General features: G+C 60.4%; 20 protein-coding genes and 2 pseudogenes. 21 read left to right on the forward strand and 1 reads right to left on the reverse strand.

What is annotated here, in order from left to right:
• The first annotated feature begins 68 nt into the window (after positions 1–68).
• The 15 genes from rfbA to ACTMO_RS20505 all read left to right on the forward strand — a co-directional run bounded on the left by rfbA (position 69) and on the right by ACTMO_RS20505 (position 19,095).
• Positions 69–1,019: a glucose-1-phosphate thymidylyltransferase RfbA gene (rfbA, locus tag ACTMO_RS20490; RefSeq protein ID WP_051099210.1), complete on the forward strand. Its 951-nt coding sequence runs from the start codon at positions 69–71 to the stop codon at positions 1,017–1,019.
• A 96-nt stretch (positions 1,020–1,115) separates the two neighbouring features.
• Entirely contained in the window at positions 1,116–2,669 is a 1,554-nt protein-coding gene (locus ACTMO_RS0106425) for a class I adenylate-forming enzyme family protein (RefSeq protein WP_084792074.1), read from the forward strand.
• A gap of 320 nt (positions 2,670–2,989) precedes the next feature.
• Positions 2,990–3,889: a hypothetical protein gene (locus ACTMO_RS0106430; RefSeq protein WP_019853847.1), complete on the forward strand. Its 900-nt coding sequence runs from the start codon at positions 2,990–2,992 to the stop codon at positions 3,887–3,889.
• A 13-nt stretch (positions 3,890–3,902) separates the two neighbouring features.
• Entirely contained in the window at positions 3,903–5,735 is a 1,833-nt protein-coding gene (locus ACTMO_RS0106435; protein ID WP_019853848.1) for a non-ribosomal peptide synthetase, read from the forward strand.
• Positions 5,736–5,835: 100 nt separating this feature from the next.
• Positions 5,836–7,056, forward strand: coding sequence for a DegT/DnrJ/EryC1/StrS family aminotransferase (locus tag ACTMO_RS0106440; protein ID WP_157062812.1), 1,221 nt, complete (start codon positions 5,836–5,838; stop codon positions 7,054–7,056).
• A 349-nt stretch (positions 7,057–7,405) separates the two neighbouring features.
• The gene (locus ACTMO_RS0106445; RefSeq protein WP_084792076.1) at positions 7,406–8,749 is read left to right on the forward strand and encodes an NDP-hexose 2,3-dehydratase family protein; all 1,344 of its coding nucleotides are present in this window, start codon (positions 7,406–7,408) and stop codon (positions 8,747–8,749) included.
• Positions 8,746–9,726 carry a Gfo/Idh/MocA family protein gene (locus tag ACTMO_RS0106450; protein WP_019853851.1) on the forward strand — a complete coding sequence of 327 codons (981 nt, stop codon included), beginning with the start codon at positions 8,746–8,748 and terminating at the stop codon, positions 9,724–9,726. Before ACTMO_RS0106445 ends, ACTMO_RS0106450 begins: the two co-directional genes overlap by 4 nt.
• 150 nt (positions 9,727–9,876) lie before the next feature.
• A complete protein-coding gene (locus ACTMO_RS21900) occupies positions 9,877–11,295 on the forward strand; it encodes a GNAT family N-acetyltransferase (RefSeq protein ID WP_019853852.1) in 1,419 nt (472 codons plus the stop codon).
• A gap of 202 nt (positions 11,296–11,497) precedes the next feature.
• Positions 11,498–12,976 carry a glycosyltransferase family 4 protein gene (locus tag ACTMO_RS21905; RefSeq protein WP_019853853.1) on the forward strand — a complete coding sequence of 493 codons (1,479 nt, stop codon included), beginning with the start codon at positions 11,498–11,500 and terminating at the stop codon, positions 12,974–12,976.
• Between the two features lie 13 nt (positions 12,977–12,989).
• Positions 12,990–13,742: a class I SAM-dependent DNA methyltransferase gene (locus ACTMO_RS22295; RefSeq protein ID WP_084792078.1), complete on the forward strand. Its 753-nt coding sequence runs from the start codon at positions 12,990–12,992 to the stop codon at positions 13,740–13,742.
• Positions 13,743–13,759: 17 nt separating this feature from the next.
• Positions 13,760–14,284, forward strand: coding sequence for a nucleoside 2-deoxyribosyltransferase (locus ACTMO_RS0106465; protein ID WP_019853854.1), 525 nt, complete (start codon positions 13,760–13,762; stop codon positions 14,282–14,284).
• Positions 14,284–15,483, forward strand: coding sequence for a hypothetical protein (locus ACTMO_RS0106470; protein ID WP_019853855.1), 1,200 nt, complete (start codon positions 14,284–14,286; stop codon positions 15,481–15,483). The genes ACTMO_RS0106465 and ACTMO_RS0106470 overlap by 1 nt, the downstream gene beginning before the upstream one ends.
• A 14-nt stretch (positions 15,484–15,497) precedes the next feature.
• Complete coding sequence (locus tag ACTMO_RS0106475; RefSeq protein WP_084792079.1) at positions 15,498–16,463, forward strand: NAD-dependent epimerase/dehydratase family protein; 966 nt, start codon at positions 15,498–15,500, stop codon at positions 16,461–16,463.
• Between the two features lie 208 nt (positions 16,464–16,671).
• Positions 16,672–17,637 (forward strand): dTDP-glucose 4,6-dehydratase, encoded by a 966-nt coding sequence (gene rfbB / locus ACTMO_RS0106480; protein ID WP_026448940.1) that lies wholly within the window; start codon positions 16,672–16,674, stop codon positions 17,635–17,637.
• Positions 17,638–17,868: 231 nt separating this feature from the next.
• The gene (locus ACTMO_RS20505; protein ID WP_342670122.1) at positions 17,869–19,095 is read left to right on the forward strand and encodes a 3-deoxy-7-phosphoheptulonate synthase; all 1,227 of its coding nucleotides are present in this window, start codon (positions 17,869–17,871) and stop codon (positions 19,093–19,095) included.
• A 93-nt stretch (positions 19,096–19,188) separates the two neighbouring features.
• On the opposite strand, the gene ACTMO_RS21910 is transcribed toward ACTMO_RS20505, so the two are convergent.
• Positions 19,189–19,536: an ANTAR domain-containing protein gene (locus tag ACTMO_RS21910; RefSeq protein ID WP_084792080.1), complete on the reverse strand. Its 348-nt coding sequence runs from the start codon at positions 19,534–19,536 to the stop codon at positions 19,189–19,191.
• A 26-nt stretch (positions 19,537–19,562) separates the two neighbouring features.
• Here ACTMO_RS21910 and ACTMO_RS20515 point away from each other — a divergent pair, with 26 nt between their 5' ends.
• The 6 genes and pseudogenes from ACTMO_RS20515 to ACTMO_RS0106515 all read left to right on the forward strand — a co-directional run bounded on the left by ACTMO_RS20515 (position 19,563) and on the right by ACTMO_RS0106515 (position 21,727).
• Positions 19,563–19,832 carry an AbrB/MazE/SpoVT family DNA-binding domain-containing protein gene (locus tag ACTMO_RS20515; protein ID WP_157062815.1) on the forward strand — a complete coding sequence of 90 codons (270 nt, stop codon included), beginning with the start codon at positions 19,563–19,565 and terminating at the stop codon, positions 19,830–19,832.
• Complete coding sequence (locus ACTMO_RS23240; protein ID WP_019853861.1) at positions 19,825–19,995, forward strand: hypothetical protein; 171 nt, start codon at positions 19,825–19,827, stop codon at positions 19,993–19,995. Before ACTMO_RS20515 ends, ACTMO_RS23240 begins: the two co-directional genes overlap by 8 nt.
• Positions 19,996–20,005: 10 nt before the next feature.
• Positions 20,006–20,089 (forward strand): annotated as a pseudogene (locus ACTMO_RS24040) (site-specific integrase); the annotation flags it as partial.
• A gap of 8 nt (positions 20,090–20,097) precedes the next feature.
• Positions 20,098–20,228: pseudogene (locus ACTMO_RS22845) on the forward strand (IS110 family transposase); the annotation flags it as partial.
• A 729-nt stretch (positions 20,229–20,957) separates the two neighbouring features.
• Positions 20,958–21,518 (forward strand): DUF5753 domain-containing protein, encoded by a 561-nt coding sequence (locus ACTMO_RS22850; protein ID WP_157062816.1) that lies wholly within the window; start codon positions 20,958–20,960, stop codon positions 21,516–21,518.
• On the forward strand, positions 21,515–21,727 hold the full coding sequence (locus tag ACTMO_RS0106515; protein WP_019853864.1) for a DUF397 domain-containing protein: 213 nt from the start codon (positions 21,515–21,517) through the stop codon (positions 21,725–21,727). Before ACTMO_RS22850 ends, ACTMO_RS0106515 begins: the two co-directional genes overlap by 4 nt.
• Positions 21,728–21,745: the final 18 nt, after the last annotated feature.

A 21,745-nucleotide genomic window follows, 5' to 3' on the forward strand; every position in this document is an offset into this window, starting at 1 on the left:
TGGCGATCGCCTCCGGTGGGTGGCTCCGTGGTTGATGAGGTCCGCGCGGGCCGGAGTGGGGGTGCGTGGTGAAGGGGATCGTGTTGGCTGGTGGCTCGGGGTCCCGGTTGCAGCCGGTCACTCGAGCGGTATCTAAGCAACTGCTTCCGGTATATGACAAACCGATGATCTACTATCCGATCTCGGTGCTCATGCTCGCCGGAATACGAGATATCATGATCATCACCACCCCGACCGACATGCCCGCGTTCGAGCGCCTGCTCGGCGATGGCAGTGAGTGGGGGCTTCGGTTCACCTACGCCGAGCAAACCCATCCCAACGGGCTGGCCGAGGCTTTCCTCCTCGGTGCCGATCACGTGGGTGACGATTCCGTGGCACTGGTGCTCGGGGACAACATCTTCCACGGTCAAGGCTTTTCCAGTCTGCTGTGCCGGGCTGTGGACGAGGTGGAATCAGGTTCCGGCGCTATTCTGTTCGGCTATCCTGTGCGCGATCCCGGCCGCTACGGCGTGGGGGAGACCGATGCCGCAGGCCGGCTGGTCTCCATCGAGGAGAAGCCGATGCGACCGAAGAGCAGTCGGGCCATCACCGGCCTGTATCTCTACGACAACGACGTGCTTGCCCTGGCCCGCCAGCTCACCCCCTCGGCGCGCGGTGAGCTGGAAATCACCGATCTCAACCGCGCTTACATCCGGCGGGGAACCGCCAGAGTGATCGATCTCGACCGTGGGTATGCGTGGTTGGATACCGGAACCCACGATTCGTTGGTCGAGGCCTCGCAGTACGTCCAGCTCCTCGAACACCGGCAGGGAGTGCGCTTCGCCTGCATCGAAGAGATCGCAATGCTCCAGGGGTGGCTCAGCCCCGAGCATGCTCTCGGTCAGGTCCATGCCAACAGTGGGTATGGGGACTACGTCATCGAGGTGGCCACTCGTGCTGGTCGGGCCGCGCAAGTGGCCCCGGACCCCGTTCCGGAACGCGAAAGAAGAGATCGAGTCGGACCTGTTCGGGGAGCGTGACAGTCACGCCGAAAGCGCAGTCCAATTCGTAGCTTGTGCACAGCGCGGTGGCCAGCACGCCACCGCACCACAGTACTGAAGAAGAGCCGGAAAACCATGAACGATAATACGGCTATTCTCTCGGAAAAGCTCGCGCACCGAGGCGGATGGTTAGACAGTTCGGCGCTCATCGACGAACGAACGGGTGAACGCTACCGACACCAGGATGTTCACTCAATCGCGCGGTACCTCGCGGACAAGTTCGCCGAATCGGGAGTAGGAACCGGTGATCACATCGGTTTCGCGGTGGGGGACCGATTGGAATGGCATCCTGCTTTCCTCGCTCTCCATCTGATCGGGGCCGTCCCGTTGGTCCTGAATCCTGATCTAACTTGGCGAGCGCAATCGCGGCAGTTGACGGTACTCTCGGCGAGTTTCCTGCTCGCTCATCAGAGCGGTGAGCTGTGTCTACGCAGCATGCCGACGATGAAGCTATTGCGATCGTGGAAGAGAAGCACGCTGACCGAGGTCGGCAAGTCCTCCGGGGAGCACTTGAACGACTTCCGCATGCCCGATGTCTCCGTATTCGGACCTTCCCGTTACTACCTGTACAGCTCCGGATCGACAGGGTCTCCCAAAGCTGTTGAGCACACCAGCGATGACCTGCCGATCTTTCACGATGCGGTCGGTGGCAGCAGCTGTCTCGACATCCAAGCGGACGACACCATAGTCTCGCTCTCTCAGTACTACTTCACGTATGGGTTCAGCAACCAGTTCGTTTATCCGCTCTTCAGCGGAGCCTCCGTCGTGCTCAATTCTGAACGAAGAAGCGCGGACGAGTTCGCGCAGTGCCTGGATAGGTACGATGCCTCGCTCGCCTTCTCGGTTCCGTCAGCTCTGTCGATGCTTGCTGACCACATCGACGAGAACGCTATCGAAGCACCACCGTCGCTCCGAGCGATAGTTTCCGCAGGGGAACCACTTCCGGTTTCTCTAGCGCGGCGGTTCGAAAATCTGTGGGGGATTCCCGTTCTTGGCCAGATTGGTTCCACGGAGGTCGGCAACGCGTTCTGCGCGAATGGTAAAGAGCTTCGTTCCGAGGGGAGCGCGGGATTCGTCCGCCCCGGGTACCGCGTGGAATTGCGGCCGGTGGAAGATGCGAGTATCAGGATGGTGGGAGGACGGCACGAGGACCACGAGATCGGCGCGGTATGGGTATCGGGACCGACCATCCCGGCGGCCGCCGCGACCGTTGACGGCAGACGAGAGCTCCTTGCCGGTGGCTGGTTGGAAACCCGAGACTACGGGTACTGGGACGAGCACGGCGCACTCGTGGTACTTGGTCGCATCGATGACTTCGTCCATGTAGGGGGGATCTCGATATCCGCGATCGAGATCGAGTCGGCGATTCGCGAGTTTGACCACGTGTGGGACTGCGCCGTGCGATCTTCCTGGGTAGAGGGCGTCTCCACGCTCGTCGCCCTGATCGTGTCGGATGTCGCTGGTGTCGAACCGGACGACCACTTCGACACGATGAGATACGAGCTGCGCGAACGGCTGGAACCCTTTCAGATCCCTAAGCGATGGATTCCTGTGGAAGCGGTTCCACGAACCGCGAGTGGTAAAATAATTCGCCACCGTTGCGATGCCATTATTGATGAGAAATTCTAATGATTTCGTCATTTCGTCGCAAGGGGGAGCAATTTTGGTCAAAAAGGAGTGATTGACTATTTTTCCCTTGTATTCAGAGGGGCATGATCCCGTCGAATCGGGGAAAATTCGAATCGTTTCGGTGGAAATGGGGACGGCGCGAGATTGAGTTTGTAAGGATGGAGTTAGGCATGAGTGCATGCGTGGAACGTTGCCGGACCGATACTGGCTCCCTCTCGGGAGCCACCATGGTACCGCAGTATCTCCGGTTTGGTCTCGGAAGGATACCGGGACGTCCTGCGCTGAGCACTGGGCGGCGAGAGAAGTTTGGGTGTTGAGGAATGGCTACAGGTATTGTCTTCGGTCCCGCTGACGCGACTGCTGACTTCCTGCGATACGCGCCGATGGTGGAGAGCTCAGAGACAGCTCAGTCCGTCTACCGCGAGGTGGCCGCAGCATCCGGGGTCGAGGTCGACCAGCTCCTGGCGCGGCCGGCGCCCCATGTCGGTGCTGTTGTGCTACGTTCGTTGAGACAGATGGCTGCCATGTTGAGCATCGCCAAGATCCTCGAAGCCGATTTCGGTCGTGCGCAGGTCTACGGTGGCATCTCCCTGGGTGAACTCGCCGCGCTGCACATGGCGGGTGCTGCCTCGGTCGAGATGGTTGTGGACCTGCTCCGGGTCCGCCACCTGCCCGATACCTCGCTGGACGAGGCCATCTGCTTCACGTTTGTACCGACGCTCGACGACTGGAGGTACTACGACGATGTGGACAGCATGTCCGTATCGGTCGACTACGGTCCTGTCTTCGATGGTACTGGAAGGATGATCATGCTCTCCGGGCTGCGCTCCACCCTGGAATCGATGCGGACCGCAGGGCCTGCGGAACTACAAGTAGTTGATCGGGACATGGCGGATCAGGCATATCACTCACCTTTTCGGGAGCCTGGACGACGGCGACTCAGTTCGTTCCTGGTTGAAAACCCTCTTAGCGACCCCATGGCCCCGGTGCTCACTGCGGTTCCCGGTCTTCAAAAGGCATCCACCGGTGGTAAAGCGACCGAAGCTCTCCTGAAAAGTGAAACCCACCCTCTCTCGGTTCCCGTTTTGGTAGAGGGAGTGGAGAAATTCGGACTGGATAAGGTGCACGCCGTCAGCTCCTTCCTGGGGGAACTGCGGATTCGATTCGGGGCCCCGACGGACTACTACGGCGATCGCTGGTTGGCATACAGGTTCGGCTGAACGGAACACATCCGTGGCTTCGCGGTTCAATACTTTCAAGGCGGTTTCGAAGTTGCAGCGACAGCAGAGTCATGAGTCGAGCGATCAGCCCACCCCCGATCTGCTCGATCGCATTATCCGGAATGCCGATCAATTTCCGGACCGCGTGGTGATCGAGAGTGACGGCAGCCACATCAGCTACCGGCAGCTGATGCAGATCGCCGAACGATTCAGAGTGGAACTCGCCGCCTCCGGTGTGCGCGCCGGCGACGGCGTCGGTGTGCACCAGAGACGAACACCCGAACTGATCGCCAGTCTGCTCGCTGTCCTCGCGTTGGGAGCGCACTTCATTCCGCTGGATCCTAAGCAACCGCGGGCGCGACTCCGACGCTTCATGACCCTGAGTCGTCCCAGGTTGGTCATGTGCGATCCGAATCATCAAGACCTGGGCCGTGAGCTGGGCGAACCAATGCTCGTCAGCCACGCCTCCCCCGAGGCAGGGGCCGCGACGTTGCGCGCTGAACGCCCCCGTGCGGACGCGCTCGGCTACGTGCTGTTCACCAGCGGATCCACGGGCGCACCGAAGGGGGTGGAAGTTTTCAGAAGATCCATGTCGACGTTGTTTGACAGCATGACCGATCGGCTGGGGCTCGGTTCCGACGACATCGTTCTCGCGCACAGCACAGTGGGCTTCGACATGTCGATCCCCGAGCTGTTCTTACCTTTGACGCTCGGCGCACGGATGGTCCTGGCTACCTCCGAGCAGTCCGGGAGTCCGCAGAAACTGCTTCCGCTGCTCCGTGACGTCACATTCATGCAGGCGACACCGACGATTTGGAAGATCCTGCTAGCCCTCGGGATGGACCGCACCGACGGACTGACCGCCGTAACCGGCGGTGAATCCATCGACATGGCTGCTGTACGAGAGCTCCTGGAGGCGGTGGAGACGTTGTGGAACTTCTATGGTCCCACCGAGGCGACCGTCTGGGTTTCGTGTCAGCAGCTCAGCCCGAACACGTCCTACGCGCCGTTGGGAGACCCGTTCGCGGACACCCGACTTTCGATCACGAACGATTCTGCGGACGATGTAGGTGAACTGGTCATCTCGGGCAGCTTGGTCGCCCGGGGCTACTGCGGTGAGGACAGTACCGAGGTCGGCGCGTTCGGCACCGATGACCGGGGCGTTCGTTCCTACGCGACGGGGGACCTCGTCAGAAGACATGGTGACGGAAGCCTTGAATGGGAGTCGCGAAAAGATGAACTCACGAAGGTTCGCGGTAACCGCGTTTCTTTGTCCGAGATCTCCGCTGCTTTGGAGGATCTCCCGGAGGTGCGCAATGCCTTGGTGGTCCAGCGAACACTCGCTAAAGACGATGAACCGGCGCTCGTTGCTTACGTCGTGTCTGCGCTGGAGGTCCAGTTGGACTTCTCGGAGATCAAAAGAATGCTGGGTACGGCCCTGCCTTCCTACATGCTTCCCGACCGCTACTGCCAGCTCGACGAAATTCCGCTCCTTCCCAGCGGGAAGCTAGACCGTTCCGCCCTGCCAACGCCCGCGCCGGAGGAGCCCGGTGACCGGGAAACAGGAGGTGGGGGAGCTGCTTCGGGGAGTGGGAACGGCGAATTCGACCAACATCTTCTGAATACGGTGCTCTACGTGTTCCGGAAAGTTCTCCGAGTAGACGATCTTTCGCTGGATGGCGACTTTTTTGATCTGGGTGGAACGTCGGCGCTGGCTGCAGTTGTGGCGGGGCTGCTCGGTCGAACTATCGGAAGAACAGTGGAAATCAGGGAAGTTCATGATTTCAGGACAGCCCGGCAGATGACTCTACACCTGATGGAAGAGCGATCTGATGTGCGGGAGTAGCATCTTTTGGGTGCTGTTCTGCGGGCTAAGGCGAGTTTTTCGTCGGACTTCCTGAACGAGGGGAGAGCTCGCCACAGCAGCTTTGATCGTTGGTGGAGCGTTGGACGAGCGTCCCGGTCGGGTCGAACGGTTCGGTCAAGACCTCGTACTGGCGAATAATGACGAACATGTAGTCGGTAGGCACTGCGGAGGCAAGGCCGAAATGCAACACGATTCGAAAATCAACAATGTTCAGATGTACCGACCTCGGGTAGCACCATCCGCGTTGGATCGGCTGCGGCATGTACTTGATTCGGGGTGGATCGGCCTCGGGCCAGTGACGGAGGAGTTCGAGAACGAGCTGCAAAGGCCTGAGCTGATCGGAAAGAACCCGGTTCTCGTGAATTCGGGAACGGCGGCGTTGCACCTGGCTTTGGTGGCGGGTGGGGTGCGGAAGGGATCGGCGGTAATCGTCTCCGCCAACACCTTCGTATCGACTGCGGCCGTCGTGCTCTTCCACCAATGTCGCGTCATCATCGCCGATGTCGAGCGTGTTACTGGAAATATCGATCCTGATTCAGTGCGGAGTATTATCGAGAGCACCCCCGACGTCAGCGCCGTGATCGTCGTCCACTACTCTGGGATTCCCTGCGACGTGGCCGCTCTGTCCGAGATCGTCGGAAAGTACGGGGCCGTCGTAATCGAAGACTGCGCGCACGCCGTCGGTTCGATCTGGAACGGGCATCCGCTGAGCGCGTCTCCTAACATTCAAGCGTACTCGTTCCATGCAACCAAGGCGCTCGCCGTCGGTGAAGGGGGGTGCGTCACTTTCCCGGACGCCGAGTCCGCCGATCGCGCGCGACGTCTTCGAAGGCTCGGTATCGACATGTCGACGAGATCGTGGGGAAACCCGTACGATATTCCTGAACTCGGATTCAAATACAACATGGGAGATGTCGCGGCCGCGATCGGTATGGCTCAGCTCGAGAACTTGCCGAGCGAGCTCGACAAGCGCCAGTCCATTATGTGGCGATATCGTGAGCGATTGGCGGATTCACCTGTCGAGCTTGTCCGCGAACGTGACTCCACCGATCGGTCCGGAGGATTCGCGGTTCCGGCTCTGGTTCCGGAGCGCGATCGTGTTCGGAAAGAGATGGACTCTTACGGGATCGGAACGGAGATTTATTTCAAGCCGTTGAATTCGTTCTCGATCGATTGCACGGGGACAGCTCCCGTCGCTGACCGTTTTGCCAGTGATGTTATTTGTCTGCCGATTCATCCTTCGATCGACTTCGACTCCGTGGACTATGTCTGCGATCGGCTTCTGGAAGCCGTGGCATGAAAGTAGGAGCGATCGTTCCCGCATTATGGGAGTGGATTTGCGCGGGGTGGAAATCGGCATCAAGTAACGTCACGCGAAGAGGATTTTTCGTAGAGTGGATTGCTCTGCTGCTCGGCTGCCAACGTGTGAGGCGGGGCTGGAGTTCAGCACGTCCAGGTCTGTGTGGATGAGCGATCTAGCCAGAAGAATTCCTGGTAGAACCTGAAAGAATTGGGGTCAGTATGTGGGAAGGTATCAGCCGGACGTATCTCGTCGAGAACGTGTCAATGGCCGGGCGCAGGAATAAGAAAATGATTTTCGATTTTCCCGAACGGATGCGTGGGTATTTTACAACAGGCTGGGAGCTGGCATGCGTGTGATCGATACGGTGGCGGAGTTACGGTCGGAGTGCCAACGGCGTCGCAACAAGCTAGAGGCGCGCGTTCTGCCGATACCGCTATCGGACCTGCGTTATTGGTCGATGACTGAAGAAGGCTCCCTGTCCCATCACACAGGACGTTTCTTTCGCGTCATAGGTGCGCGAGTCGAGGACCCCTCGGGGTCGGGAAGGATGCTCGAACAACCGATAGTCGATCAGCCGGAGGTAGGAGTTCTGTGCCTGTTCGTGACGGTCATCGAGGGCTCATATCACGGTCTGGTCACGTTCAAGTTTGAGCCGGGCACTCCGGACGGTATTGAGGTGGCCCCGAGCGTTCAGGCGACTCGGAGCAACTACGAGGCAGCGCACGGCGGTGCGCACGTGTCTGCGGTTGGTCTCGCGTTATCGGAGACCTGCACGACACTCGCCGACACCGTGCAACGTGAGCAGGAGGCGTGGTTCCTCGGGAAGGTCAATCGCAACCGCATCGTCCTGCTCGACGCCGACGATGCCGACAGCGTTAATTCGTCGATTCCGGACAGCTATTGGGTGCCGATCCCCGCATTGCTCGCGGGGACGCTCCAAAGCCGACTGATCAATATGGATTTGCGTTCGGTGCTGTCGATGTGGCCATTGGATGCCCTCCCCGGAATCGGGGGCGACTCCGAACCTGCTGGGCGTACGCCGACCGTACCAACCCCAGACCCAGGGCCGGATGAGCACGTCGAGCGAGACGAGACGCTGGGCACCAGTCCCGAGCTGGTACCGCTGGACAGCTTGCTGAACTGGGAGCTGTCCGACAGCCTCGAACACCGGTACCGTCGGTTTTTCGCGATTGTGGGATGCCGGGTCGAGGGACAGAACCGCGAGAAGGAATCGTGGGACCAGCCGCTTCTCGCTCCCATGGGCATGGGGCAGTGCTCTCTTCTCCTGCGCACTGGCGAAAAGGGCCTCGAAATGCTGGTGGCCGAACGAGTTCGTATTGGTTCGGTCCAGGGGCCGACGCTCGAACCTACGCACCAGCGAGGCGACGTAGCGGATTACACGACAGCAGCCCGTCGCGTATCGATGGTGGCGGAAGCGGCTGATCTCGTGGATTGTGGCAGCGTCTACTCCGTCGTGCACGCGGAGGAGGGGGGGAGATTCAGAGGTGCCATAGTCTCTTACCAGATAGGTTTCCTCGTTGACGAGGGAGTTCACGAACGAGCCGGTCGGTGGGTTCCTCTGGAAGAAATAGAATCCCTAAACCGGAACGGGAACTACCTCAGCGTCGAACTTCGCACAAGTCTTGTGATGCTGAAAGGTATCGTCTCGGCGGAAAGTATCGAGGCATGATCGCAGCAATCGGTAACTCCGAGTATCTGGGGCGTCGGATCGCGCCTATCCTTCAGGAATTGAACGGTTCTGCCGGACCGGTCCTCGTGGGCACGGACCACCCGGTCGACCTTCGCTTCGATGCGGGAGCGGATCAGCTCGCGACCGTCGACCGCGTGGCAGTGCTCACCGCTACGGATGTCGACGCCGTCTATGTTTCCAGCGCGACCGGACGCCACTTCGATGATTGCCGGGCAGTGCTGGCCGCAGACAAAGACGTTTTCGTGGAAAAGCCGATCTGTCTCCGCTCGAGTGAGGTCGTCGAATTGGATCGGATGGCCCGAGAGCGTAATCGAACGGTTTTCGAGTGCCTTTCGTACCCGTACCATCCGGTCTGGAGTGAATTCGTCGGTCGCGTGAGGACAACGGACTGGGCAGCGAATACGACAGTATCAGCTGCGTTCCGCATCCCCGGCCGAAACTCGACGGACTTCCGCATGGCGCCGGAGCACGGCGGAGCTGCCGCTGACTTGGGGACCTACTGCATCGACGCATTAGTGCGGCTCGGTGCTTCCGCGGACGGGATCCGAGTCGGCAAGATGCTCATGGGAGCTCCGACGAATGACTGCGGTTTCGCGATAGCGGGTTCGGACACGGGAAAACGTAATTCGAATTATGGGGGACTGTGGGCGATCGAAGACGAGTACGCGAACAGTGTTGTCGTTGCGGACGGCTATCGAAGAATCGAGCTGCATCGAGCTTTCACGCCTCCGCCGGAAACCGTCGGTCGTGTGGTCGAGCGCACGCGGGACGATCCTGAACCGTCTGTGGTGGTCACAACCGAGCCGGCTACGTCGAGCAGAGCGTGTCTGGCTGCGGGCAGCCGCTACAGACGAGACGAAATGGTATCCGGGGTGGTGGACAGAGAGGCCATCATTCGACGGGTTGCGGCCCTGGAGGAAATAGCTGCCGCGCACGACAAGGCTCCGCCGATGTGATCGGCGGGACCACCTGCCCCCCGGGGGCACGTGTACACGATCAGGCGGGCGATGTGGCTCGCCCGCTCGCGTCGAGGAAGGAACCGCAGCATATCGCGGCAGCAAGCGAGACAGTCTTGGACGACTGGCAGGAAGTTTGGAGAGATTCAATTGAGTACTCAGTTCAGTGACCACAACAAGAAACTTTCGGACCTCGAGGAATCGGCAGTTCTGTCGATCCGGGACGCCACATCCGAGGATCGAGAGGCAGTCCGGGCCCTTCTGCACGGTACGCTCCGGCGCAACTACGACGGTGACCACATTGCCCAGGCGGACCGCATCCTGGATGCGCACCTGGCGGGTGGAAAGGACGCCGTTGGACACTTTTCGCTGACACAGCGGGTTTTCGTAGCTATGTTGGGTGATGACCTCATTGGCGTGATGAACATCGCAGAGAAGCGACAAGGAACGATGAAGATCAGTCCGCTCATCATCAATCCGGATTACAGGGGTGCCAACGGTGCTGGCAGTTCCCTGCTCGACAAGGCCTTGGAAGTCGCCCAGGCGCGTGGTGTGCGCCAGTTGTACGGCACCGTGGCAGAGTCCAGCTCCTGGATAGAGACCTTTTACCTGAACCGTGGTTGGACATGCGGTTCGCAGGCGGACAGCCAGTACCGCCCGGGTGTTATCGAGCACGCGATTTACATCAACGTTGATGACGACATCAGCGCGTATGAGGAGAAACTGGAGTTCGAGGAGTACTCACCGGAGAAGTACGAGGAACTTAACGACTTCCTGCTGGAGCACATGCCGGCGTTCGCGGACGGGATCGACACCGAGTTCGTCCAAGCGCTGGTGGCCGGTCAGGAGCGCAAGCGGGAGCGCGTGGTTGAGCAGAAGTACAAGGAGGTCTACCTCGGGTACGAGGGCGGTGTGTTGAGCTCTGTCGTCGCGTTCGGCCCGAAGAAGGGTGGCTCGGTCAAGCTCATGCCGCTCTGCGCCGTCTCACGGGGAGCGATGCAGGAGACTCTCAGGTTCGCGCAGGAGTGGGCGACCGGACGCACTTATAAGCTTTACACGCACCAGCCAGTCGACGCGGCTACGGTAACGGCGTTCGAGGACGAGATGTGGACGCTGGAGGGGTTGCTCCCAGGGGCGTATGGGGAGGGAAAGGTCGCCGCACAGTGGGGTTGGCTTTCCAACGAGACGACGCACCTCGGGCGCAAGACGGATCGCCTCAAGGCTTACAGCGAGAGGTTGTTGGCGTTCACCCAGGCGCGCGGGTGGGATGAACTCGAGGATGCTCGGAGTCTGTCGATGGCGATCGGTGGCGAGGCGGGAGAACTCCTGGCCGAGCTCCAGTGGCTGAGCAGTGATGAAGTTCTGGATCGGTTGGAGAACGATTCCGGGTTCAAGAAGTCGGTCTCGTTCGAGGTGGCGGATATTCTAAACTACCTGATCCGTTTTTCACGGCACTGCGGATTCGACTTGATCGAAGCCGCCGACAAGAAGCTCGCGGTCAACATAGACCGATTTCCGGTGGACAAGGTCTACGGTTTAAAGGGGAAGACTTACAAGGCGAGTGAATAAGCTGTCCTCCTCTGATATGTGTTTCTGAACCTGTTTCCGACGATGTCCCGAAGGCGGATACCGCTGTGGCAATCTCGGTACCCCCGAGGCGAGCAGTACCTTTGTGGACATATGCCGGGACTCGTTCAAGAAGATGTTGTTCCGGTGACCGTGATGAGCGTGGTCACCGAATACGGCCGCTCCTATTGAGGTGTCAACACGAGTGAATATCCTGTTCGTGTGCAGTGTCTACTATCCGATCACCGGCGGGGCACAGGACCCGATCGACCAGTTGGGGAACGTGCTCGCCTCCCGGGGGCACCGTGTCGACGTTCTGACACGACACGCTCCTGATACGACTCCCAAACTGGAGCAGCGCAACGGAATCTGGATTCATCGCATAGGTAACGCGGTGCTCCCATCGGACTTCCGGAGGACGCCTGCGGAGCTTCGATTGCTGGTGCAGCAGATGCCGAAGCCGGATGTGATTCAGGTGGTCGGGTTGCGACGCCCGCTTCCGATGATCGCCGAGTTGTTGGGCTGCTGGTGGAATGTCCCGGTCATTCAGACGGTGGGGGGCTACGACATCCCGGACCCGGTGGATCCCGATCCGAGAAAGGTTTTCCTGACCAGCAAGGACTCAATGCTTCCCGCGATGCGGCGGGCGGACCTGTTGAACGCCGCGTCGGACGATCTCGCCAGGAAGACCGAGCTGTTGCTGGGGAACAGGTCCCCGGTGCCAACGTTTTACGTCGGCATCGACTACGAATTGTTCAACTTGGCTGCTCCTGAGGAGGACGGGAACGACAGACCCTTTCTGCTGTCACTCCGGCGGCTGGAGCCCGCAAAGTCGGTGGACAAGATCGTCGAGGCCATGCACATCCTCCGGGACGAGATGCCGGAGCTCGACCTGGTGATCGCCGGAGAGGGCAGCGAGCGTCGCATGTTGGAACGATACGTCGACCAGCTCGACCTCCGGGAGAGGGTCTCCTTCCTCGGGGAGGTGCCAATCGAAGTGGCGGCACGGTTGCTTCGAAGTGCCTTCGCGACGGTAGTGGCATCGAAGTCGGAAGGTGGCGGGCTGGTCAACGTCGAAGCTCAAGCGGCGGGGTGTCCGGTCATCGCCACGCGGGCCGGCGGCATCAGCGAGTACCTCGGAGACGAACGGGGAGCACTCTACGTCGGCGCCCCGGATGGCGGGGAGATCGCGGACGCGGTACGTAACCTGTGGCATGATCCGGATGTTCGCGAACGGATCATCACTGCAGGACGCTCACTGGCGGAAGGTTTTAGCGCCGCATCGTTAGCTGAGCACTACCTCGAGGTCTATGCGGAGCTCGCCGAGTCTTACACTCCGAGGGAGTTCCTGCCCTGGAACATGATTACCGCAGCGCTGTGGGACGATCTCGCTCTCGAAGACGGTCGTGAGCCCGCTTTGGACGATCCCTGGAGCGAGCCGATCGCGGTCGAGAACCTCGTCCTGTCGACCGCTGAGCCCGAGTTCCGTGCGCTCGGGCGTGGTGCGATGGCGTTCTACTACCTCGGGTGGGCCAGCGGTGTGAGCACCGAAAAGTTGCGAGATGTCTGTCGGCACGTGTTGGAGGCTGAGCACGACGAATCGAAAGAAGCTGTCGCGGAGGCGCTGGAGCAAGCTGCTGACTGGGGCCGGTTCGACGTCGATGATTGCTTGAAATATCTGTGACAGAAGGAAGCGCATGTCGGGAAAAGAATGGTACTCGGATGGTGACCTGACAAGTTCGGCGCAGTTCTATGATGCGTTTGCCGAGGCTTACTCATCGTACATGGACCAGCATGCGGGGTATATCGAGTCAGTCGAGGATGAGATCGTCGGTATCGCCGCCGAACGGAACGGGGTGGCCATACTGGATATAGGGACCGGTACTGGCGAGCGGTTCGATCGATTGACTTCGAGAATCGGTCCGAAGCGGGCGGTTGCGGTCGACGAAAGTAGTGAAATGACTGCACTGGCCCAACGTAACTGTCCGGGCGCCGAGGTGGTGGCTGTCTCGTTGACGGATCCGCTGATGAAAGATTCAGTGAAAGGCTTGTTCAATATTGTGACTTGCCTGTCGAATGTGCTGGGACACGTTCCTGCGGAGGAAATCGTCCAGTCGTTGCGGCAGGTCAGGGAGCTTCTTGAGCCGGATGGCATATTGATATTCGATGTCAATAATCGCTACAATGTAGCTCACTACGGTATCATTCCGGTCTGTCGCAACAAAATCAAGGACATGTTTTCGTCGCGCGGTGGGGATTTTGTCACTTCGTGTACATCCGGGGGGCGTGTATTTCGTACATCGGTTCACTTGTTCAACCGATCCGAGGTGGCCGGCCTGCTGCGTCGCTCCGGTTTCGAACTGAAGGAAATAACATTTCGTGATTATATGACAGGAAAGAAACGCGGTGAATACGGTGGCAGTATGGTCGTGAAAGCGGTTGTCAAGTGAGTGGTGGAGTCGGTGTTATGTCCAAAGTTTTTTTGGCTGCACGGTTCGGCGGTCACGTGACCGAGACAGGATTCGTGCTGGAGCGCAAAAAAGAGATTCTCACGTACTACAACAGGTTGCGTGCGGACGGTGCGTCGGTGTTCAGCTCCCACATCAACGAGGCGTGGGGCGAAGAAGGACTGCCACCGGAAGAATGCATGCGCGATGATCTCCGTGCTCTCACGGCCTCCGACTGCCTGTGTGCCCTTGTGGACGATTCCCCTTCAGCCGGTGTGGCTTTCGAACTCGGTTATGCTGCCTCGATGCGCCGACCGACCGTGGTCGTGACGCTGGATTTCTCCAGGCTTTCCTCGATGATCCGGGGGATGGGAGAACTCCTGGATCTTCAGGTAGTGGAGGGGAATCTCGGCGACCCGGCTGTCGTCGAGAAGGCGTGCACGTCAGCGCTGGAGCTGGCATCGAATCAGGCCACCTCCGATCGGTTCTGGGAAAGCGCCGATGTCGTCCGGGCGCTGAAGTTCCGTTCGAATGGAGGGCGGTGATGAAGACCGCGAGCGTGACGACGCGTGGTGTGCGGATAGGGGTCCTCGGCGTGAACTTCGGCTGGGGGCCGCATGCCGCCCTGGAGTCCACGTTGCGTGAGGTGCGGCGCATGACAGGTGGGCACTGCCGGATCGTCGGTTTCGGCAGCGAGTACGGCCGTGGCATTCTGCGCGACGTCGTGGACGAGTGGTGCGAGTTCGATGGAGCCGACCACCGTGCGCTCACCCGAATCGCTGAGGCGAAGGAGCTCGACGTGGCTCTTGTGGCGCTGGAGGGCTTTGCCGCGCGCTCGTTCGAGGAAGCCGGGGTCAGGACGGTCTTCCTGGACCTGATGCCATTCCTATGGCGGGGGGACGATCTTTCGGTGCCACCGCGCGAGGTGAGCTACTACCTCGCGATGAATCTTCCCGGATTGAAGAAGGAAACCCTCAGCTGGATGGAGACGGTCCGGAATCTGCGCTGGATAGGGGCGGTCGTGCCACTGCACTCCGGTGAAATGTCGGGTGGAGCTGAGACAGCGTTCCAGAAGGATCGTCAGGCGATCGTCACACTCGGCGGAATTCTGGGCATGTACATGAAGAACACCAGTAATTATCCGAAGCTGGTGCTTCCGGGCGTCCTGGACGCACTCATCGATTCCGGGTTCGAGCATATCGTGATCGCCGGGAATGTGGCGGAAGGCGTGCTGGACGAGATCGTTGAGCCGTACCGCTCGTATGCGGAGTTCCGGATCGGTGCGTTGGGACGCGATGAATACCTCTCACGAATCGCCGAGAGTTCCCTCTGCCTCACTCAGCCGGGGTTGATGAGCCTGTTGGAAGCGAGTTCCTGCGGTACTCCGCTGATTCGTCTTCCACCACAGAACGTATCGGGGTTCGAGCAAGCCGAGATCCACAAATCGGGAACCGGAGCGGATACCGATGTCAGGTGGCCCTCCGAGGTCGTCGACGAGAAGTTGGCTCGAAGCAAGGCGGCGAACCGCGAAGCGCCAGGGAACGAGTACGTCTACTCGGCGATAGCCGAAGGAGTTGCTCGGAAGGCAGAAATCGTGCGTGACTCAGTCCGGAAGCAGATCACCGAGTTGGTTCCCGAATGCCGCTCTCTTCTCTCCAGCACGTGGCGAGGACTCGTGAATGAAGTGGGAACGGACGGTGCGAGTGAGGCCGCCGAGTTCGTAGTACAGGCGGCAGATGACTAGGATGGGAGTGTGACATGGCCGATACGGCGGTCGTGTTCGGCGCGAACGGATTCATCGGCAGGTGGATATCGAGAGCCCTCGTACTGGACGGTTGGCGTTGCGTGGATCTCGATCGGCGCGGACGTGCCGGAGGTGCGGCACGTGATGTGGAGGCTCCGTACTACGATGGGGGGAACTGGTCGGAAGTCACGCTGACTCGATTCCTGGAACAGTTCGGTTCGGTCGTTGTCATCAACGCGGCCGGAGCGGCGTGGTCCACGGACGCCCCTACCGTTCTCCGGGACAACATCACCTGGGCGCGCCGGTTGGGTATCGCGTGCGAGATGTCCGAATCGGTCGCAGAAATCGTCCACATCGGTTCCGCACACGAATACGGTGAGCTGCCCGAAGGCGTGGCGGTACGTGAGTCGGACCCGCTGACACCCGACTCGACTTATGCTTCTTCGAAGTCAGCCGGGGCCTCTTATCTCGTTCGTGCGGCGTACGGAAGGGACGTGCCCATTCGAATCGTTCGTCCCTTCAATGTCGTAGGACCGGGTCACGGTTCCCAGGGACTCTGGGCATCTGCGGTCGAATTGTATCGAAATGCTCTGGCGGAGAGCTCCGAGCAGGTAGTGGCCAGTGTTCCGCGTCCGGAGACCACACGCGACTTCGTGGATGTCAGAGACGTGGCGAGGTTGGTGACGTTGACTCTTGGACGCCCCGATCTTCCGTTGGCGTCCGTCTACAATGCCGGATCTGGTGAAGCGACGACCATTCGGGAACTGTTCGACGTCTTCCGGGAGGAAACAGGAATCGATTATCAGTTCTCCTCCACGACGATGTCCTTGCGGCCGGGATCGCGATGGCAGTGTGCGGACATCGCGAAGGCCGAATCGGAATTGGGATGGCGGAGAGAGTTCTCCTTGCTGGGTTCGGTCCGGGCGAGTCTCGTCCTCTACGGGAAACAGGAGGATGCGGTTTTTCCGGGAAAACCGTGAAGGGGATAAATTATCGAAGGACGTTGGAATCTGATTGCTGCGGGCCCAATCGTGGAGGATTGCGCGCTTCTCGGTAGAGTGGTCGCTCTGCTCGATTCCGTGATCGGAAATTGTGCGGCGGTACGTTCGCCAGTTGTGGTGGGGACCATGAGCCAGATGCCGATTGCCTCACGGGAGCGGGGGCGGCGCGCATGAAAGGTAGGAGTGAGTGAAAATTCTGGTCACTGGTGGCGCGGGATTTATCGGATCGCATTACGTGCGGAGGCTGCTGGCCGGGGGGTGCCCCGGGAGCCCCGATGTCCAAGTTACCGTTCTCGACAATCTGACCTATGCGGGAAAAATTGCTAATTTGCCGGATGAGCACCCGAGGTTGAAATTTGTCAAGGGCGATGTGTGCGATCAGGATCTGCTGTTCGGGCTGCTACCGGAGCACGACGCTGTCGTGCATTTCGCTGCGGAATCCCATGTTGATCGGTCGCTGGTCGGGGCCGCCGATTTCGTGCGTACCAACGTTCTAGGGACTCAAAATTTGTTGGATTCTTGTGTTCGTGTCGGGGTGGGTATGGTGGTGCACGTTTCGACGGACGAAGTATACGGTTCCATAGAGAGAGGGACTTGGACGGAGTCGGAGCCGTTACAGCCGAACTCGCCTTACGCGGCCTCGAAAGCGGGTTCGGACCTGATCGCGCGCGCCTTCCACCAGACTTATGGTCTCGACGTCCGGATCACCCGCTGCTCCAATAACTACGGCCCGTACCAGCACGTCGAAAAAATGATCCCGCTGTTCGTTACGAATCTTTTGAGCGGCTATGCGGTGCCGCTCTACGGCGATGGTGAAAATGTACGTGAATGGGTGCACGTCGACGATCACTGTCAGGCTATTGACCGGGTACTGACCTATGGGGAACCGGGATCGATCTACAATGTCGGAGGCGGTACCATTCTGAGCAACCTGGAACTGACCGCGCGGTTGCTCGAATTGTGTGACGCGGGTTGGGACCGCGTGCGCCGGGTGTCGGACCGGAAAGGTCATGACATGCGCTATGCGATCGATGACTCGAAGATTCGTCAGGAATTGGGATGGAAGCCGCTCTGGAGCTTTGATGATGGGCTGAGCAAGGTCGTGGAGTGGTACCGTGATCACCCTGAATGGTGGCGAACTCTCCAGAGGTGACGTGCACTTTTAAGGGTGTATCGATCTGATGGTATGTCCTGATTAATTTAAGGTTGTCGACGCGCCGGGCGTGTGATCTGTCTCTTCCTCGCGTGTTCGTCGAATTCGAACGCACTGCAGTGCGTTCGAGGGTTAGAGCAAGAGAGTTCAGCAGTGCCGAGTTGATGGGGTGAAAAAGTGAGAGTCCCGAACGTCAGCGGCAAGTCCGCGGTTTCCGATTCTGACGCGGTGTTGTCCGGATCTTCCGATTTCGGATGGTTGAGCTCGCTACCGGCTTGGCAGCAGCCGGACTGGGAGGACTCCGTACTGGTTGAACAGGTGCGCGACGAGATTTCCACGTTGCCTCCACTCGTGCGGGCCGAGGAAACCAATCAGTTCCGCGAGCTGCTGGCTGCGGTGGCGCGTGGGGAGAGTACCGTGGTGCAGGCGGGTGACTGCGCGGAGGACTTCTCGGAAACCCGCCCGGTGTGTATCGCTCGGAAAGCGGAGTTGATAGACACGATCGCCAAAACATTAGCCATTCGTAGCGGCACTTCTGTGGTCCGGGTCGGTCGTATTGCGGGACAGTTCGCGAAACCGCGGTCCCGTCCGGTGGAGCAGGTTGGTGATATGGAACTAACAGCCTACCGTGGCCACATGGTCAACAGTCCTGAGAAACATCCGGGCCAGCGCCGTCCCGACCCGAAACGGGTACTGTCGGGTTACTGGGCGGCCAGCGCGGCGATGGATGCGGTGCACCAGCACAACGCGGACCGGCTGGACCCCGGACAACGGATCTGGACCAGTCATGAAGCGCTGCTGTTGGACTACGAATTGCCGATGCTGCGCCGCACCGCAGAAGGCAAACTGCTGCTGACATCGACCCATTGGCCGTGGGTGGGCGACCGCACTCGGCAGCTCGATGGAGCACACATCGCCCTGCTCGCCGAGGTGCGCAACCCGGTGGCCTGCAAGGTAGGGCCGAGTGTGTCCGAGGACGAGCTGATCCGACTGTGCGCGCGGCTCGACCCCGAGCGCGAACCCGGGAAATTAACCCTCATCGCGCGGATGGGTGCGGCAGATGTCGTGGAGCGGTTAGCGAGACTGGTATCCGCCGTCCGCACGGCGGGACACCCGGTTATCTGGCTGTGTGACCCTATGCACGGCAACACGGTCAACACGTCTTGTGGGCGTAAGGCCCGGGTGTTGAACGACCTGGTAGACGAGCTGCACGGGTTTTTGAAGGTGGTAACCGTGGAGGGAGGTGTCGCAGGAGGATTGCATCTGGAGACCACTCCTGCAGAAGTCACCGAATGTGTCGCGACGCATGCGGACATGTTCGAAGCGCACAGCGTGCACACCAGTCTGTGCGACCCCCGACTGAATCCCCGACAGGCAGTTTGGCTCACTTCCTGCTGGGATGCCTCCCCCGTTGCTCCGGATCGGAGTAACGATCAGATCTCACTTTGGAGCTTCTGACGCATTGGTCCCGACGCCACTGGTTGGGGGAACGGCGCGAGCAGACGGGGCTGATGACGAGGGAGTGGGGTGGCCGAGGTCGGTGCGGTGCTGTCAGCGGATGAATGTCCGGCGGACCTGGTGCGGCCGCTCCCCGAGCCAGCGCACCGGTTGATCGGAGTCGTGAGTGTGCTTCCGGCTGATCAGCGGAGTGGTCCCGCGGTGTCGGAGCTGTTTGGGGCTCGTCGCCATGGTCGCAGTTGGTGACGAGCACGTCGGGCTTGTGGTGCGGTCGGTGAGACTGCGCGCCAGATCGGTGAGGTTTTGGCCGTTGGTGCGGGCGTAGTCGCGGAGCATGGTGAAGGCGCGCTGCATGGTCGTGTTGCCGTATTCGGCGAGCACCCTTTTGGCCTGTTCGATGACGATGTGGTGGTGCAGAGTGGCTTGGAGCTGTTCGAACAGCGTCGCGTCCCGGTGACCGTGCGGTGGTGGCCGCGCTGGGCTGGAGTCGTGCTCAGCGCTGCGAGCTCGGTGTGGTCGCGGGCTCGGTGCTGCTGCGGGCCCACCCGGACGGGCTCTACGGGCTTTCCGGGCCGGGGTATGTGGTGGTTCCGGCGCGGGCGCGTTCGCGCTGCGGGATCAGCCCGGGTGATCGTGTGCTGTTGGCGGGATCGCCGCGGCAGGGGGTGCTGCTGGTGCACCCGCCGGTGGTGGCCGAGCGGCACGCGGCCGTGCTGGGGATGAGCCTCGATGAGTGATCCCGGGGAGCAGTCCGGCAGTGTTGGTCCCGGTCCGTCGGAGCTGGAGGCGGCTCGGTTGGTGTTGGCGCGGATGGGGGTGGCGCCGGAGGATCTGGTCGGGTCGGCGGTGGAGTCCTGTGTGGTGCCGAGGTTCGTCGAGTATGTGCCGGGGGTCGGCTGAACAGCCGGTGGCGGAGGTGAACAGGGTGGCCGCCTCGACGGGTAATGATCCGGCGTTGGATGCGTTGCTGTTGCGGTTGCACACCGAGACGGCCTACACGGTCCCACCTCCCGCGCTTACTACGACAAACACCGAATCAGCGGCAAGACCCATACACAGCACTACTACGCCTAGCCCGTCAACGCCTCAGCACCCTCTTCGCCATGCTCCGCGACGGCCCTTTTACCAACCCCGCCCCCCATGCATCGCTTGACAAAAACATAGAGACACCCCTACCCGCCCCACTGGCCGACTGCTCACCGAACGCACCACATCCATCGGAGCGAACCACGGATCGGACTGGCTGTTCCCCGGCCGCCGACCAGGCCAACCTCTCCAGCACCGCAGCCTTGGCGACGCCCTCCGCCGCCACGACATCCCCATCCAAACCGGACACACCTCAGTCCCGCACCACCTCGTGCTCCAAGCCCCGGCACCCGTCGTCGCCACCATGCTCGGGCTTCCACCTGGGCGGCCGCGTCACGCGGCCGTCCAGGCGCATGACGACCTTTACGTTGTGCGGCGGACCCGATGCTGTCGGGGGAAGCACCGGCTCCGGCGCCCCTCATGGCGCTCGTGAGAACACCGAGGTCTCACTCATGGCATCCAGTCTTTTGCCGAACTTGCTGTAGCCGTACGTTCGTAGCGGCTCCACAGAAGAGCTACAACGTAGCTCCTACAGATCCAAGAGTTGTGCATACGCCCATTCGGGTGATGTTGTTCTTGGGACGCGACCATGCGCTGTATGCCGAAGATGGGACGTTGACCAACAGACGAAGGAGACCATCACGTGGTTGCCACTTCGAGTCCCGCGCTGCTTAAGCGCTGGATCGCTCTCAACCTGCGCCAGCTTCGTCAAGAAGCCGGTAAGGAGCGTTCCGAGGTCATGTAGCGGCTCGGTCCCACCATGGTTTGACCTGTTCTTGGGGCTGGAAGCGGGAGCCGCTGAAGTCTTCAGCTTCGACACCTCTGTCATCCCTGGACTGTTGCAGACACCAGCCTATGCCGAAGCCGTGATCCGTGCCGACCCCGAACTCACCGACGAGCAGGTCCAACAGCGTGTCCAGCTGCGCCTCGGCCGTCAGAATATCCTGGATCGGGAGGAGGATCCGGCCCGCCTGTGGGCCATCATCGATGAATCGGTACTGCACCGCCCCCGTGGCAACGCTGAGGTGATGGCCGAACAACTCGATCATCTGATCAAAGTCTGTGAGCGCCCTCGTGTTGACCTGCAGATACTGCCCTTGAACGCGGGAGCGCATCTGGCGCAGTCCGGTGGTTTCCAGGTTCTGAAGTTTCCCAGCGAGATGGCAGGAGATCCCGGGGTCGTGTATCTGGAAGGACTTGTCGAAGGCCGCTACTACGAAAAGCCCGACGAAGTCGCACTGTACGAGCGTGCCCTGACCCGCCTACGAGTACAGGCCGCGAACCAGGAAGACTCGCGGGCGATGTTGCGCCAAGCAGCACAGGAGGTACACAAGTGACGCAGTATCCACTCGACGTCCCCTCGGATGCCGAGTTCCACAAGAGCAGTTACAGCAACGATCACCAAGGCTGCGTCGAGGTCGCCATAGCCGCCGACGGTGGTCGTTGGCTGCGGGATACCAAGGATCGCAACAGGCCGGCACACTACTACACGCCGACCGAATGGCAAGCGTTCGTTGCCGGGGTCAAGGACGGCGAGTTCGACTAGCCACCAGTAGCATGTACT

The sequence above is a fragment of the Actinopolyspora mortivallis DSM 44261 genome (assembly GCF_000384035.1).
In the GTDB taxonomy this organism is placed as follows: domain Bacteria; phylum Actinomycetota; class Actinomycetes; order Mycobacteriales; family Pseudonocardiaceae; genus Actinopolyspora; species Actinopolyspora mortivallis.